Origin of the sequence: Amycolatopsis oliviviridis (assembly GCF_014654365.1) — a bacterium.
Lineage (GTDB): Bacteria > Actinomycetota > Actinomycetes > Mycobacteriales > Pseudonocardiaceae > Amycolatopsis > Amycolatopsis oliviviridis.
Genome location: NZ_BNAY01000006.1, coordinates 11,463 through 25,155 on the forward strand (window position 1 = coordinate 11,463; position 13,693 = coordinate 25,155).

The following is a 13,693-nucleotide window of genomic DNA, read 5'->3' on the forward strand; positions in this document are numbered from 1 at the left end:
CGACATGTCCGAAGTGCCGAAAAGCTAAACCGGGAGCCAGGTCATCCGCTGTCCATGCGGAGCCGTCCTGGCCAGCGCGCGCACGTCCGGGACGCCGTCGTCCCACCGGACGAGCCCGAGCACGGCCTGGTCCGCCGGTTCGGCCAGATCGGTCCTGCCGGGCACCAGCGGCTTCAGGGCGGCGCCATAGAACTCCTCGCTGACCCACCACAGGGGCCGGTCCGCGGCCAGGTTCCGCAGCGCTTCGAGGAAGTCCTGCCGCCGCTCCCCCAGGTACGCCAGCACATGGCTGGTCAGCACGACGAGAGGAGCGTCCGAGGGCAGGGTGGCGGCCGCCGACGCGAGATCGTCGACGGCGTCGCCGGTGATCAGGTCCGGCCGGTGCTTGCCCTGCGCCGCCGCGGCCGTGCGCAGCAGGCGGATCCGGTCCGGCTGGTCGGCCCAGACGCAGGCTTCGAGCCAGGCGAGCTCGTCCTCGTCCGCGAGGTCGACCGGGGCGCGGTCGAGGCCGGCGCGGGCGGTGATGGTCAGCTTCTTCGGCACCTTCGGCGTGACGGCGCCGATCGCGAGGTCCAACGCGCAGTGCAGGCCGACGGCGGTCTTCGCGGGCCCGGCGGTGAGCTGTTCGCCACCGTCGCACTGGTAGCGGTAGCCGTATTTGTCCAGGCCGAGGAGCAGCCCGGCGCTACAACCGACCTCCAGGAGCGCGATCTTGCCGCCCGCTTCCTTCGCCGCCGCCGTCACCGCGGGGTAGAGCAGCGCGGCCCGGCGGACCTCATTGGTCTGCGTGTACCGCGACGAGATGATCGCGCGCGCCTTGTCCGCCCGCTCCAGCAGAAACGAGCGGAACAAGGGCCACGTCTCCGAGTCCACGCCGTCGAAACCGCCGACGGACGGGTAGTACCGCGAGAGCGGGTGGATGGGGTCTGCCTGGATGAGGCGGTGCGCGGTCGCCATGAGCAGCGTTCCGCGTGCTTCACCGTCACCGCCGCGGGCGTCGGTCAGCAGCCCGGCGACGTCGTCGTCCTCGGCCGCCTTCGCCGCCAGGTGCTCGTACAACGGCGAAACACCGGCCGCCTCGACCGTCGCGAACTTCCGCAGGCGGCTCTTGATCTCATCCAGCCCGATGGGCATCGGCGCGCTCCCTCTTCCCCGTTCGTGACAGCCGTCATTCGTGCGGCACGGGACGGCCGGGCTGTTCGCCGCCCCTGCTGTCACCGTAGGACCGCTTCGGCACCATCACCTTGCGACGGAACACACACACGATCGTGCCGTCCTGCTTGTAACCGCGGGTCTCGACGTAGACGACGCCGCGATCGTCCTTCGACTTCGACGGCGTCTTGTCCAGCACCTCGGTCTCGCCGTAGATGGTGTCACCGTGGAACGTCGGCTTCACGTGTTTCAGCGATTCGACCTCGAGGTTCGCGATCGCCTTGCCGGACACGTCCGGCACCGACATGCCCAGCAGCAGCGAGTAGATGTAGTTGCCGACCACGACGTTCTTGCCGAAGTCGGTGGTCTCCTCGGCGTAATGCGCGTCGAGGTGCAGCGGATGGTGGTTCATGGTGATGAGGCAGAACAGGTGGTCGTCGTACTCGGTGACCGTTTTGCCCGGCCAGTGCTTGTAGACCGCACCGACCTCGAACTCTTCGTAATAGCGACCGAACTGCACCCATTCCTCCTGCACGAGTAACGCGGCGTGAGCCTGGGACGACAGGCATTCGTGTTGAGGAGTACCCTCGACCATTGGTGTCGGGTCGTCAACGCGACCCACACCACTGCGTAACCGTCCGCCGAGCCGAAGGAGGTGAGGAACCCGATGTCCAGTGGCGATAGTCCGCTTCCTAGTAGTCGCAGCGTTTCCGCCTTCACGTCTCGCCGGATCCCCACCTGGCAGGGCTGACGAAACCGGGAACGCTGGCCTAGCCGAGCGGCCCCCCGACCGCTTGGCCCGTCGTCTTCGCGCACAACGCACGACGTCTGCCCAGGAGATCCCATGCCTGCCATTCCCTCGCTCGGCGGCCTTCGCGGCCGGAGCAACGGCCGCGCCAAGAGCGTCCCCGAACGCCCGCTGCCCGTCCCCCTTTCGGCGTACGTCGTCGATTGCGCTGTGTACGTGGACGGCAAGCGCCTGCCCGGCCGTTGGACGCACGCCGAGGCGATCAAAGAGGTGCGCAAGCGGCACGCCGGGTTCGTCTGGATCGGCCTGCACGAGCCGGACGCCGTCCAGATCCAGGGCATCGCGGAGACCTTCGGCCTGCACGAACTGGCCGTCGAGGACGCTCTCGAAGCGCACCAGCGGCCCAAGCTGGAGCGCTATGACGACACGCTGTTCATGGTGCTGAAGACCGTCCGCTACGTCGAGCACGAGTCGCCCGCGACGGCGAACGAGATCGTCGAGACCGGCGAGCTGATGGCCTTCCTCGGCCGCGACTTCGTGATCACCGTGCGGCACGGGAACCACTCGGGGCTCGCCAGGCTGCGCCGCGAACTCGACCAGGACCCGGAAAGGCTCGAACTGGGGCCGTCCGCGGTGCTGCACGCGATCGCGGACCACGTCGTCGACCACTACCTCGACGTCACCACCGCGATCGAGTCGGACATCGACGAGATGGAGACGCACGTCTTCGCGCCGCGCTCCAAGGTGAGCGCCGAGCAGATCTACTTCATGAAGCGCGAGGTGCTGGAACTGCGCCGCGCGGTCATGCCGCTGGGCACTCCGCTGCAGCGGCTCGCCGAGGGCTACACGCGGCTGATCCCGGACGAGGTCCGGTCGTACTTCCGCGACGTCTCCGATCACCTCACCACGGTGGCGGAGCGGGTCGCGAACTTCGACGAGCTGCTGACCACCCTGGTGGACGCGACACTGGCGAAGATCACGCTCCAGCAGAACACCGACATGCGCAAGATCACCGCGTGGGCGGCGATCATCGCGGTCCCGACGGCGCTGGCCGGCATCTACGGGATGAACTTCGACTACATGCCGGAGCTGCATTGGCGCTTCGGCTACCCGCTGGCGATGACGATCATCTTCGGCGTGTGCATCCTGCTCTACCGAATATTCCGGAAGAACCGCTGGCTCTGACCTTTTTCTTCCCTTCGGTGGTTTCTGGAGTTCCTCATGCCAAGGATGCTGACCAACCTCAAGTTCTGGGCCCTGGCCTTCTGCCTCGTCTGGCTGGGCATCGTGATCGCGATCATCGCCAAGGACCCCGCGTTCGCGCACGGCACCAAATAGCGCCTCCGGCATTACGCTGGAGCGCGTGAAAGCGCTGGTCGTCGCGGACGAGGTCGAAGAGCGGTTGTGGACGTCCGCCGTCCACAATCACCCGGCCGACCTCGTCATCGGCGCCGGTGACCTGCCGTACGCGTACCTCGAATTCCTGGCGAGCGCGCTCGACGTGCCGTGCGTGTTCGTCCCGGGCAACCACGATCCCGACCTGTCCGGCTACACCCGCTACGGCGGACTGTCCATGAAGGACGGTTTCCCCGCGGTGTGGCCCGGACCGGCGGGCGGGGTGAACGCGGACGGCCGGATCGTCGACGTCGGCGGGCTCCGCTTCGCCGGGCTCGGTGGTTCCGTCCGCTACAACGACGGCCCGAACCAGTGGACGCAGCGCCAGCAGGCACGGCGTGCCCGTCGGCTGGTGCGCCGGGCCCGGTTCCGCCGTTGGCGGGACGGGCGGGACGTCGACGTCCTGCTCACCCACGCGCCGCCGCGGCACTGCGGCGACCGCGAGGATCCGCCGCACCGCGGGTTCGACTGCCTCCATCGCACGATCGAGTCGTTGCGGCCGAAATGGTTGCTGCACGGGCACATCCACCCGCACGGTGAACCCGTGCCGGACCGGGTGATCGGCGGGACCACCGTCCGCAACGTCGTCGGGCACCGGATCATGGAGTTACTGTGAAGGACACCGGTTTTCCCCGGGCGGACGCGGAGCACGACTTCCTCCGCGCGCGAAGGCGTCAGGTGTTGTCGCGGCTGGCGAACTGGCTGCGCGGTGAACCCGACGACGTCAACATCATGCTGCCGTTCCACGAGGTGGTCGACGCGCTCGGCTACCTCGGCGAGCGGAAGATCGGGCCGCGGGTGATCCGGCTCGATTCGATCGTCGGCAGCGTCGACCGCGGCCGCGACTTCGACCGCCGCTTCCGCCCGACTTCGGGCCGGGTCCGCGAACGCTGGGAACGGCTGGCGCTCGCCACCAGGCGCGGCGAAGCGATCCCGCCGATCGAGGTGTACCGCGTCGGCGAGCTGCATTTCATCATCGACGGGCACCACCGCGTTTCGGTGGCGCACGCGATGCGACTGTCCACAATAGAGGCGATGGTCACCGAGGTGCGGACCAAACTGGACCCGAGCGGAATCCGGTATCGCGGCGACCTGATCGTGAAGGACTACCGGCGGCTGTTCCTGGAGCGCGTCCCGCTTTCCGGGCACGCGCGGGCTTCGGTGGTGTTCACGGATCCGTGGGACTACGCGCGGCTCGGCGAGCACGTGGAGGCTTGGGGTTTCCGGCTGATGCAGGACGAAGGAACCTTCTCGGACCGCGCGACGCTGGCGCAGCGGTGGTTCGACGAGGAGTTCGTGCCGGTGGTGGCGATGCTGCGGCAGGCGGACCTGATCGGCTCGCGCACGGACGCCGAGGCCTATCTGTGGGTCGCCTGCGAACGGTACCGGCTGATCCGGACGCACCGGTGGGACGACGAGGTCTTCGAAGCCGTGCGGTCACAATCCCGCTGACAACCCTTCCGCGTGTCATGAAAGGGCCGTTCGGGACATCTTTTGTCCTGAACGGCCCTTTCATGACATCCGCGACCTACATGTGCACCGCGACCGGAGTGCCCTCCGAAGCGCCTTCAGGAGCGCGAGCCGGGGCACCGGACCGCAGCAGCAGCCCGCAGATCACCGCACCGATGACGAAGATCCACCCGCCCCAGACGAAAGCGGTCGTGTAGCTGTGCACGGCCGCCTCGGCCGCGAGCTGCGGCGTCGGCACCTTCCCGGCCACGAACGACGTCGCCGCGTTGCCGGCCAGCGTGCTCAGCAGCGCGGTCCCGATCGAGCCGCCGACCTGCTGCGCGGTGTTGACCGCCGCGGACGCGACACCGGCGTCGTGCGTGTCGACGCCGAAGGTCGCGACGCTCATCGCGGGCGCCATGGCGAGGCCGATACCGACACCCATGACCATCAGCGGGAACAGCACCCCGCTCGCGTACGTGCTGGACGTGTCGATGGCCGAGAGCCAGAAGAGTCCCGCTCCGGCGGTCAGCATTCCCAGTGACACCAACGGTTTCGCGCCGAACTTCGGCAGCAGCACGGCCGTCGCCGACGTCGCGCTGGCCATCAGGGTGGCCACCATCGGCAGGAACGCGACCCCGCTCTGCACCGGCGTGAACCCGAGGTTCAGCTGGATGTAGAAGGTGAGGAACAGGAAGATCGAGAACATCCCGATGGCGAGCAGGAACATCGCGAGGTACGAGCCGCCGCGGTCGCGGTCGAGCAGCACGCGCAGCGGCAGGAGCGGGTGTTCGGCCCGCTGCTGGATCGCCACGAAGGCGGCGAGCAGCACGACACCGGCGGCGAGGAAACCCCACACCGAGATCGAGGACCACGAGTCGCGCTCGGCGTTCGCGAAGCCGTAGACCAGCGCGAACAACCCGGCCGACGCGGTGATCGTGCCCGGGATGTCGAGCTTCGGGCGAGGGCCGTCGGTCTCGGAGTTCTTCAGCAGCACGAACGAACCGGCGAACGCGATCACCGCGAAGATGATGTTGACGTACATCGACCAGCGCCAGTCGAGGTACTCGGTCAGCACGCCGCCGAGCAGCAGGCCGATCGCCGCGCCGCCACCGCCGATCGCGCCGAAGACACCGAAGGCCTTGCCGCGTTCCTTCGGGTCGGTGAACGTCGTGGTCAGCAGCGAAAGGGCCGCCGGAGCCAGAAGGGCACCGAAGACACCCTGCGCGGCGCGGGCGACGAGCAGCATCTCGATGCTGGTGGCGGCACCGCCGATCGCGGACACGATGGCGAAGCCGGCGAGCCCGACGAGGAACGCGCGCTTGCGGCCGAAGAGGTCCGCGAGCCGGCCGCCCAGCAGGAGCAGGCTGCCGAACGCGAGCGCGTAGGCGGTGACGACCCACTGGCGGGCGTCGTTCGAGAAACCGAGGTCCTGCTGCGCCGACGGCAGCGCGATGTTCACGACAGTGGCGTCGAGCACCACCATCAGCTGGGCGAGGCCGATCATCACCAGGATCAGCCATCTCCTGGCGTGGTGCGGGTTGGAGTGCTGCGCGGCCGCGTCCCCCGGCGGCACGGCGACAGCGGTGGATGACTCAGACATACGGGCGGTTTCCTCACCGATAGTGACGGAGAAGCTATGTGGAGTAGGTATCTCCCCTTTCGCCGCCCAAGGTACACAAGAAGTGGAGAACTGTCCTCTACTTCATTTGTTAAGCTGGACGGATGGCTCGGGACCTCGCTCCCGCCGCACCGGCGCGGCCGCTGCGGCGCGACGCTGAACTCAATCGGCAGCGCATCATCGCGGCGGCACGCGATGTCTTCGGCGAGCGCGGGCTCGAAGCGACTCTCGACGACGTCGCGCATCACGCCGGCGTCGGCGTCGGCACCGTCTACCGCCGCTTCCCGAGCAAGGAACACCTGGTCGAGGCCATGTTCGTCGACCAGTTCGAGACGATCCGCGAGTTTGCCGAAGAGGCGCTTCGCACCGAAGACCCATGGGAAGGCTTCGCCGGTTTCACCTGGCGAGCCGCCGAACTCCACGCCGGTGACCGCGGGTTACGAGAGGTCATGCTGTCGAACGTCTTCGGCCAGGAGCGTGTCGCCGAGGCGAAGGCGCGCATGGTGCCGCTGATCACACAGCTCGTCGAGCGCGCTCAGTCGGCGGGGGTCCTCCGCGCGGACATCGTGCCGACGGACATGCCGCTACTGCACCAGATGATCGGCTCGGTCATCGAATTCACGCACGGTATCCAGCCGGATCTGTGGCGCCGCTGCCTCGCGATGCTGCTGGACGGCCTGCGCGCCGAACCCGGCCGCGCGACCCCGCTGCCGCATCCGCCGCTGGACGTCGAGGCGCTGGAGGAGGTCATGTGCTCCTTCCGCCTGCCCAAACTCCGCTGACCCACGCGTTTCGTCCTCTGAATGCGGTACTTGCACGCGCAAGTACCGCATTCAGAGGACGAAACGCGGCGTAGAGGACTCAGGGGAGCTTCGGGAAAACCGCCACGGCGACCTCCCGCGCGGCCGCGCACGTGGCCTCCTCCGGCGCGCCGTCGACGCCGACGACCGAGAGCGTCGCCTGCTCGACCCGGTCCGGGGTGCCCGGGATCGGCCGGTGCGTGGTCACCTGGCAGAACGCGCCCGACGTCGTCACCTGGACCTGCCGTCCGCCCAGCGCCTCCGTCGCGCCCGGCGTGGTGTCCGACACCACCGACAGCGAGAAGCTGACCTTGCCGCGGATGCAGTTGTGCCCGGACAGCGCCGGGGCGGGTTTGGTCTCGGGACCGGCGGCGTCGTCGAGTTCGTGCTGGTCGAGCGGCGCGCACGGGGCGACGCGGCCCCACGAGCGCTGGTCGAGGTTCAGCCGCCCGACCTTGCGCGTGGTGATCACCTCCGCGGCGCCGGCGACCGTCGCGTCGGCGACCCGGCAGCGATCGAGCTGGTCGGCCGGGGCCTTGTCGTCGGAGGTGACGGTGATGGACAGCCGGATCCCGTCGGCGAAGGTCAGCAGCCGGGTGCAGGTGGTGTCCTCGTTGAAACTCGACTGCTGGACGCTGACGCCCTCCGGCAACGGCCCGGCGTATTCGTAGGGCCGGTTGTTCCGGTCCTGCCCGGAAGTGATCGGGCCGGTGATCACGGTGTAGCGATTGGCGCCTTCGACGAATTCCAGCCGACAGGACTCGAATGAGCTCAACGGCGGTTTGACCGCGTTTCCGCCGCCGACCACTTTTCGCTGGTCGACCAGGCTGCAATAGTCGAGCGACGGGTATTCGCCGAGCGCCTCGGACGCCGTCAGGGCCTCATCACCCGTGGTGGTCGGCGACGGCGCCGCCGCCGGGTCCGGTGTCGAGCAGGCCGCGGCGAGGAACAGGCCGCAGAGTCCGGCGATCAGTCTCTTCGGGGGCACCGGAGAAGTATCGTCAAAAGATCCCGGAACACCACCCCCTACGGGCGAAGAACACAGGGTCCGCCCCGTTTTCCCAGGTGACCGCTTCACCGCGATTTCACGCCCTTAGGGGTGCGTTTCGTTCCGCGGTGGGATGCGGCCGGGCCGTCACGCGACGAAAATGGGTTTCACACAACGTGACGACAGAGAGGGAAGAACCGTGAGCCACCCCGTAGCCGCCCGCCTGACCCGACCGCGCCAGGGCCGCATGATCGGCGGCGTCTGCGCCGGGATCGCCAAACGCTTCGGCACCACGCCGGGCAAGGTCCGCCTGCTCGCCGTGCTGTCCTGTCTGCTGCCCGGCCCGCAGTTCATCGTCTACCTCGTGCTGTGGCTCGCCCTGCCCGAGAGCGAGTACTGATCCCGGGCAGGACGAGCGCCGGTCACCCGGTGTAGGTCAGGTTCTTGCCACTGGCCCCGTCGAACAGCTTGATCTTGTCCGCGTCGAACCAGAGGTCGACATTCTGGTTCTCGGCGGCCGAAGACGCCGCGGACAGCCGGGCCACGATCTGCGACTCGGCACCCGGGACGTCCGAGGATCCGCTGTCGGCGGCGAGATCCGCGAGGTCGGACGACGACGCGGCCTCACCTTCGACCGAGAAGTGCGCGAACTTCTCCGAACCCATCGATTCGAGAACGTCCACGTGGGCGGTGAACGTCGCCCCGCCTTCGCGAGCGGACGCGTCCACCAGCGCGGCGTCCTCGAAGTGCTCCGGCCGGATGCCGACGATGACCTCACGCGGCGCGTCGGCGGCCTCGACCAGCTGCCGCACCCGGTCGGTGAGCGGGATGTCGCCCAGCGCGCTGCGGGCGGTGCCGTTCTCCAGGGTGGCCGGCACGAAGTTCATCGACGGGCTGCCGATGAACCCGGCCACGAACAGGTTCGCCGGGTTGTCGTAGAGGAACTGCGGCGACCCGATCTGCTGCACGTAGCCCGCCCTCAGCACGACGACCCGGTCGCCGAGGGTCATCGCCTCGGTCTGGTCGTGCGTGACGTAGAGCGTCGTCGTGCCCAGCTGCTTCTGGATCTTCGACACCGAGGTCCGCATCTGACCGCGGAGCTTCGCGTCCAAGTTGGACAGTGGTTCGTCCATCAGGAACGCCTTGGGGTTGCGGACGATCGCGCGCCCCATCGCGACGCGCTGCCGCTGCCCGCCGGACAGGTTCGCCGGCTTGCGGTCCAGATGCCCGGTCAGATCGAGGATCTGCGCGGCCTCCTCGACCTTGGACCGGACGATCCGGTCGTCGACCTTCGCCAGTCGCAACGGGAACGCCATGTTCTCCCGCACGCTCATGTGCGGGTACAGCGCGTAGGACTGGAACACCATCGCGATGTCACGGTCCTTCGGCGCCTTCTCGTTGACACGCTGACCGTCGATGCGCAGTTCACCGGAGGAGATATCCTCCAGGCCCGCCACCATGTTCAGGGTCGTGGACTTGCCGCAGCCGGACGGGCCGACCAGGATGATGAACTCACCGTCGGCGATCGTGATGTCCACTTCGGACACCGCGAGTGCGCCGTCGGGGTACTTCTTGGACACTTTTTCGAGAACGATTTCAGCCATGGGTCAGCCCTTCACCGCACCGGACGTCAGCCCCGCCACGATGCGACGCTGGAAGAACAACACGAACAGGATGATCGGGACGGTGATCACCACGGCGGCCGCGGAGATCGTCCCGGTCGGGTCTTCGAACTGCGAGGACCCGGTGAAGAACGACAGCGCCGCCGGGACCGTGCGCGAGGCCTCGGTCGAGGTCAGCGAGATCGCGAACAGGAAGTCGTTCCAGCAGAAGATGAACACCAGGATCGCGGTGGTGAACACCCCCGGTGCCGCCAGGGGCGCGATCACCTTCCGGAACGCCTGCGCCGGGGTCGCGCCGTCCATCTTCGCCGCTTTTTCCAGCTCCCACGGGATTTCCCGGAAGAACGCCGACAGCGTGTAGATCGACAGCGGCAGCGCGAACGTGATGTAGGGCAGGATCAGCCCCGGCCAGGTGTCGAACAACCCCAGCTCACGTTCGATGTTGAACAGCGGCGTCACCAGCGAGACCTGCGGGAACATCGCGATCAGCAACGACATCCCGACCAGGACCTGCTTGCCGGGGAAGTCCAGCCGCGCGATCGCGTACGCCGCCATCGTGCCGAGGACGACCGCGATCACCGTCGCGATGATCGCGATGCCGATCGAGTTCACCAGTGCCCGGATGAACTCCGTGGTCTCGAAGATGTCCGCGTAGTTCTGCCAGGTCCATTCCGTCGGGATGAAGCTGCCGTCGTTCAAGGTCTCCTTGGTCTTGAACGAAAGCGAGACCACCCAGAGCACCGGGAACAGCGCGAACACCAGGACCAGGATGTCGACGAGGCCCCATTTGACCTTGCGGCCGGGAGTGACCGCTCCACCGATGGCCATCAGCGCTTACCCCCATTGTCACTGCCGGGTGCGGCCGTGCCGAACACCTTGATGAAGATGAACGCGATGATCGCCACCGTGATGAAGATCAGCACCGCCATCGTCGACCCGATCCCGAGGTTCAGCCCCTTGACCAGGTTGTTGTAGGTCTGCATCGACACCGACGACGTGTCCTGCGCGCCGTTGGTGAGCACGAAGATGTTGTCGAAGATGCGGAACGCGTCCAGGGTGCGGAACAGCAGTGCCACCAGGATCGCCGGTTTCATCACCGGCAGCATCACCTTGGTGAACCGCTGCCACGCCGTCGCCCCGTCCATCGCCGCGGCCTTCAGCAGGTCGTCCGGCACCAGCGCCAGCCCCGCCATCAGCAGCAGCGCCATGAACGGCGTCGTCTTCCACACCTCGGCGAGCACGATGATCGCCAGCGACGGCCAGTACTCGGTCAGCGGCGCGCTGTCCGGGAAGAACAGGTTGGCCAGGTAGCCCGTGTCCGGTGTCCAGGCGTAGTACCAGGAGAACGCCGCGACCACGGTCACGATGCCGTACGGGATCAGGGCGACCGTCCGCACGAGGCCCCGTCCGACGAGCGTCCGGTGCATGATCAGCGCCAGGCCCATGCCGAGGACGAACTCGATCACCACCGAGACGATGGTCAATCCCATCGTCGTCCCGAACGCCGTCCACCAATAGCCGTTGGACAGCACCGAAACGTAGTTCTCCAGGCCGACGAACTCCTGCTGCGCCGGGAACCGGAGGTCGTAGCGTTGCAGGGAAAGCCAGATCGAGTAGATGATCGGGTACCCGGTGACGGCGATCATCACGAACGCCGCCGGGGCACACAGCCAGAGGCCCAGTCTGCGCTCGGCCTTCTTTCCTTCGCTGAGAACGGGTTTCGCCTTCTTGCCCGGCTTGCTCTCGGTCGCCGGACCGGCGGTTTCCTGCACGGTCACGGGATCACTCCCTTCGACTGGAGCGCGTCGGCGAGCTGTTCCTTCAGCTTCTCCGCCGTCTTCTGCGGATCGATTTCAGAAGGCGGGGAAAGCACCTTCGACAACACTGTCGAGGCGTTCTGGTACGCGGGCGTCAGCGGGCGCACCGCGGCGTCCTTGAGCGCGTCCAGAATCGTTTCCCGCATCGGGTACTTCGTGTCCATGCTCGGGTTGTCGTCGCTCACGCCCGCTGTCGCGTCGAGGGGGACCGTGTCGGTGTAGAGCGATTCGAGCGTGGGCGGGACACCGTCCTTGAGCGCGGAGAACTTCTGGTTCTTCTCGTTGCGCAGGCACAGCGCCGCCTCGTAGGCCTCGGCCTTGTGCTTCGACGTCGAGCTGACCGCCAGGTTGTAGCCACCGATCGTGGTCTTGGCGGGCTTGCCCGCGTCGAACCGCGGATAGGTGGTCCACTTGAAGTGCTGCAGCTCGTCCTTCTTCTCCTTGGCGTAGGAGGCGTAGACGAACGGCCAGTTCAGCTCGAAGGCGGCGTTGCCGCGCTGGAAGGCCTGGCGGACCTCGTCCTCCTTGGAGTTGGTCAGCGACGGGTCGGTGATCCCGGCCGTGGTGACCTTCTTGAGCATCTCCAGCGCCTTGATCGCGCCCTCGTCCATCACGACGGACTTGCCGTCGTCGGAGAGGATCTTGCCGCCGGCCGACTCGACGAGCGTGTTGTAGATGACGACGAGGCCTTCGTACTGCGCGCCGGTGAACACGACGTTCGCCGGTTTGCCCTGTGCCTTGAGCGCCTTGGCCTGGTCGATCATCTCGTCCCAGGTCTTCGGCGGCGACGGGGTCAGCCTGTCGTCGTACCAGAGCAGCTGGACGTTGGTGTTCTTGGTCGCCGCGTAGAGTTTTCCGTTCCACGTGGCGGTTTCGAGCGGCCCGGGCAGGACGCCCGCGGTCGCCTCGGCCTTCGCTTCACCCGTCCATTCGTCGACCCAGCCCGCCTCCGCGAACTCGGACACCCAGGTGACGTCCAACCCCAGGACGTCGAGCGAATCGTCCCCGGCGGCCAGGCGGCGCACCATCTGTTCCCGCTGGCCGTCGGCCGGTCGCGGGAGCTTGTTGTAGACGACCTCGTACCGCCCGCCCGAGGCCTTGGTGCAATCGTCCACAACGGACTGGAAGTTGTCTTCGGGCGCGTAGTAGACGTTGATCTTCAGGCCGGCATCCGAACCGCAGCCCGCCAACAGGCCGACCGTCAGCGCTGTCGCGCCGAGTAGCGAGCCGGTACGGCCTGGTGAGCGGCCCCTTCGGCTCGCGCTCATCCTCTTCCCCATGAGGCCTCCTCACCCGCGCACGTCCGGGACGCGACGGCACTAGGACGCGTTGAAGAAGCCCGCGCGCAAGCACCCCGACGTGCTAGTGCTCGGGCGGACACGCTGGAGTACATGACCGCCCGACTGGTGTTGTGCAACCTATTCCGGGCGATCACCGCCCGCAAGCAGTATCGGTAACGATTCAGCGGATCGCACGACGAACAGGTGAACCAGTACCGCCGAATGTCAGTGACCCGGCTCCCGCGTCATCCGGCCGGCCTGCCGCCCAGTGCGAGCTGGGCGAGGAGCTCCCGGCCCTGTTCGGCCGAACGCGGCTGGCAGAGCACGTCGTAGCGGCCGGCGACCAGCTGGCTCGCGGAGGAGAAGTCGCGGCGGGACATGCTGTAGCTGATGGCCGCGAAGACCGTCCACGCCAGGATGCCGAGCACGAGCCCGCCGATCATGGGCTGCCAGGCGAAGCCCTGGTTGTTGAACATGCCCAGCAACAGCCCGATGATCAGGCCGAACCAGGCGCCCGACACCGCGCCGGTCCCCAGCACCCGGCCCCAGCTCAGCCTGCCGAGGATGCGCTCGACGAGCATCAGGTCGACGCCGACGATGGTCACGTCGGCGACCCCGAATTCCTTCTCCGCGAGAAAGTCGACGGCGTGCTGCGCTTCGCCGTACGTCGCGTAGGAGCCGATCGGCCAGCCGGAAGGCGGGGTCGGCAGCCTGGGCAGCCCACCCGCGGCCCGGCCGCCTCCGCCAAAGGGAGCACTCACGTAATCACCTCTCGCCCGTCCCTGTCCATCTTCTCAAGGACGGGCGAAAGGCGCGAACGT

Annotated in this window: 14 protein-coding genes; 5 read left to right on the forward strand and 9 right to left on the reverse strand. The window is 67.5% G+C overall.

Going from position 1 to position 13,693, the window contains the following annotated elements:
• Positions 1-24 precede the first annotated feature (24 nt).
• Together IE302_RS25180 and IE302_RS25185 are read right to left on the reverse strand one after the other, a co-directional pair.
• Entirely contained in the window at positions 25-1,134 is a 1,110-nt protein-coding gene (locus IE302_RS25180) for a DUF2332 domain-containing protein (protein ID WP_191256961.1), read from the reverse strand.
• Between the two features lie 34 nt (positions 1,135-1,168).
• Complete coding sequence (locus IE302_RS25185) at positions 1,169-1,672, reverse strand: MaoC family dehydratase (protein WP_034313413.1); 504 nt, start codon at positions 1,670-1,672, stop codon at positions 1,169-1,171.
• Positions 1,673-1,996: 324 nt separating this feature from the next.
• Between IE302_RS25185 and corA the strand changes: the two genes are divergently transcribed.
• The 3 genes from corA to IE302_RS25200 all read left to right on the forward strand — a co-directional run bounded on the left by corA (position 1,997) and on the right by IE302_RS25200 (position 4,747).
• Complete coding sequence (gene corA, locus IE302_RS25190; RefSeq protein ID WP_005167582.1) at positions 1,997-3,085, forward strand: magnesium/cobalt transporter CorA; 1,089 nt, start codon at positions 1,997-1,999, stop codon at positions 3,083-3,085.
• 178 nt (positions 3,086-3,263) lie between these two features.
• Positions 3,264-3,911, forward strand: coding sequence for a metallophosphoesterase family protein (locus IE302_RS25195; RefSeq protein ID WP_191256962.1), 648 nt, complete (start codon positions 3,264-3,266; stop codon positions 3,909-3,911).
• On the forward strand, positions 3,908-4,747 hold the full coding sequence (locus tag IE302_RS25200; RefSeq protein WP_191256963.1) for a ParB N-terminal domain-containing protein: 840 nt from the start codon (positions 3,908-3,910) through the stop codon (positions 4,745-4,747). The genes IE302_RS25195 and IE302_RS25200 overlap by 4 nt, the downstream gene beginning before the upstream one ends.
• A gap of 76 nt (positions 4,748-4,823) precedes the next feature.
• Here the strand turns inward: IE302_RS25200 and IE302_RS25205 are convergent, their stop codons facing one another.
• Positions 4,824-6,347, reverse strand: a complete 1,524-nt coding sequence (locus IE302_RS25205; protein WP_191256964.1) for an MFS transporter — start codon at positions 6,345-6,347, stop codon at positions 4,824-4,826.
• Between the two features lie 122 nt (positions 6,348-6,469).
• Here IE302_RS25205 and IE302_RS25210 point away from each other — a divergent pair, with 122 nt between their 5' ends.
• Positions 6,470-7,147, forward strand: a complete 678-nt coding sequence (locus IE302_RS25210; protein ID WP_191256965.1) for a TetR/AcrR family transcriptional regulator — start codon at positions 6,470-6,472, stop codon at positions 7,145-7,147.
• A gap of 79 nt (positions 7,148-7,226) precedes the next feature.
• Here IE302_RS25210 and IE302_RS25215 read toward each other — a convergent pair whose 3' ends face one another.
• Complete coding sequence (locus IE302_RS25215) at positions 7,227-8,153, reverse strand: hypothetical protein (protein WP_191256966.1); 927 nt, start codon at positions 8,151-8,153, stop codon at positions 7,227-7,229.
• A 199-nt stretch (positions 8,154-8,352) separates the two neighbouring features.
• Here IE302_RS25215 and IE302_RS25220 point away from each other — a divergent pair, with 199 nt between their 5' ends.
• The gene (locus tag IE302_RS25220; RefSeq protein ID WP_005155361.1) at positions 8,353-8,553 is read left to right on the forward strand and encodes a PspC domain-containing protein; all 201 of its coding nucleotides are present in this window, start codon (positions 8,353-8,355) and stop codon (positions 8,551-8,553) included.
• Between the two features lie 22 nt (positions 8,554-8,575).
• Here IE302_RS25220 and IE302_RS25225 read toward each other — a convergent pair whose 3' ends face one another.
• From IE302_RS25225 to IE302_RS25245, 5 genes are all read right to left on the reverse strand, one after another.
• Complete coding sequence (locus IE302_RS25225) at positions 8,576-9,757, reverse strand: ABC transporter ATP-binding protein (protein ID WP_191256967.1); 1,182 nt, start codon at positions 9,755-9,757, stop codon at positions 8,576-8,578.
• A 3-nt stretch (positions 9,758-9,760) separates the two neighbouring features.
• The gene (locus IE302_RS25230) at positions 9,761-10,603 is read right to left on the reverse strand and encodes a carbohydrate ABC transporter permease (RefSeq protein ID WP_191256968.1); all 843 of its coding nucleotides are present in this window, start codon (positions 10,601-10,603) and stop codon (positions 9,761-9,763) included.
• A complete protein-coding gene (locus IE302_RS25235; RefSeq protein WP_191256969.1) occupies positions 10,603-11,553 on the reverse strand; it encodes a carbohydrate ABC transporter permease in 951 nt (316 codons plus the stop codon). The genes IE302_RS25230 and IE302_RS25235 overlap by 1 nt, the downstream gene beginning before the upstream one ends.
• On the reverse strand, positions 11,550-12,872 hold the full coding sequence (locus IE302_RS25240) for an ABC transporter substrate-binding protein (protein ID WP_191256970.1): 1,323 nt from the start codon (positions 12,870-12,872) through the stop codon (positions 11,550-11,552). The genes IE302_RS25235 and IE302_RS25240 overlap by 4 nt, the downstream gene beginning before the upstream one ends.
• 245 nt (positions 12,873-13,117) lie before the next feature.
• On the reverse strand, positions 13,118-13,633 hold the full coding sequence (locus tag IE302_RS25245) for a YflT domain-containing protein (protein WP_005155368.1): 516 nt from the start codon (positions 13,631-13,633) through the stop codon (positions 13,118-13,120).
• Between the last annotated feature and the right edge of the window lie 60 nt (positions 13,634-13,693).

What these genes read in the sequence shown, in the direction of transcription:
- IE302_RS25180 (WP_191256961.1), bottom strand. Translation starts at nt 1,134, where the DNA reads ATGCCCATCGGGCTGGATGAGATCAAGAGCCGCCTGCGGAAGTTCGCG.
- corA (WP_005167582.1), top strand. Translation starts at nt 1,997, where the DNA reads ATGCCTGCCATTCCCTCGCTCGGCGGCCTTCGCGGCCGGAGCAACGGC.
- IE302_RS25205 (WP_191256964.1), bottom strand. Translation starts at nt 6,347, where the DNA reads ATGTCTGAGTCATCCACCGCTGTCGCCGTGCCGCCGGGGGACGCGGCC.
- IE302_RS25210 (WP_191256965.1), top strand. Translation starts at nt 6,470, where the DNA reads ATGGCTCGGGACCTCGCTCCCGCCGCACCGGCGCGGCCGCTGCGGCGC.
- IE302_RS25225 (WP_191256967.1), bottom strand. Translation starts at nt 9,757, where the DNA reads ATGGCTGAAATCGTTCTCGAAAAAGTGTCCAAGAAGTACCCCGACGGC.
- IE302_RS25230 (WP_191256968.1), bottom strand. Translation starts at nt 10,603, where the DNA reads ATGGCCATCGGTGGAGCGGTCACTCCCGGCCGCAAGGTCAAATGGGGC.
- IE302_RS25240 (WP_191256970.1), bottom strand. Translation starts at nt 12,872, where the DNA reads ATGGGGAAGAGGATGAGCGCGAGCCGAAGGGGCCGCTCACCAGGCCGT.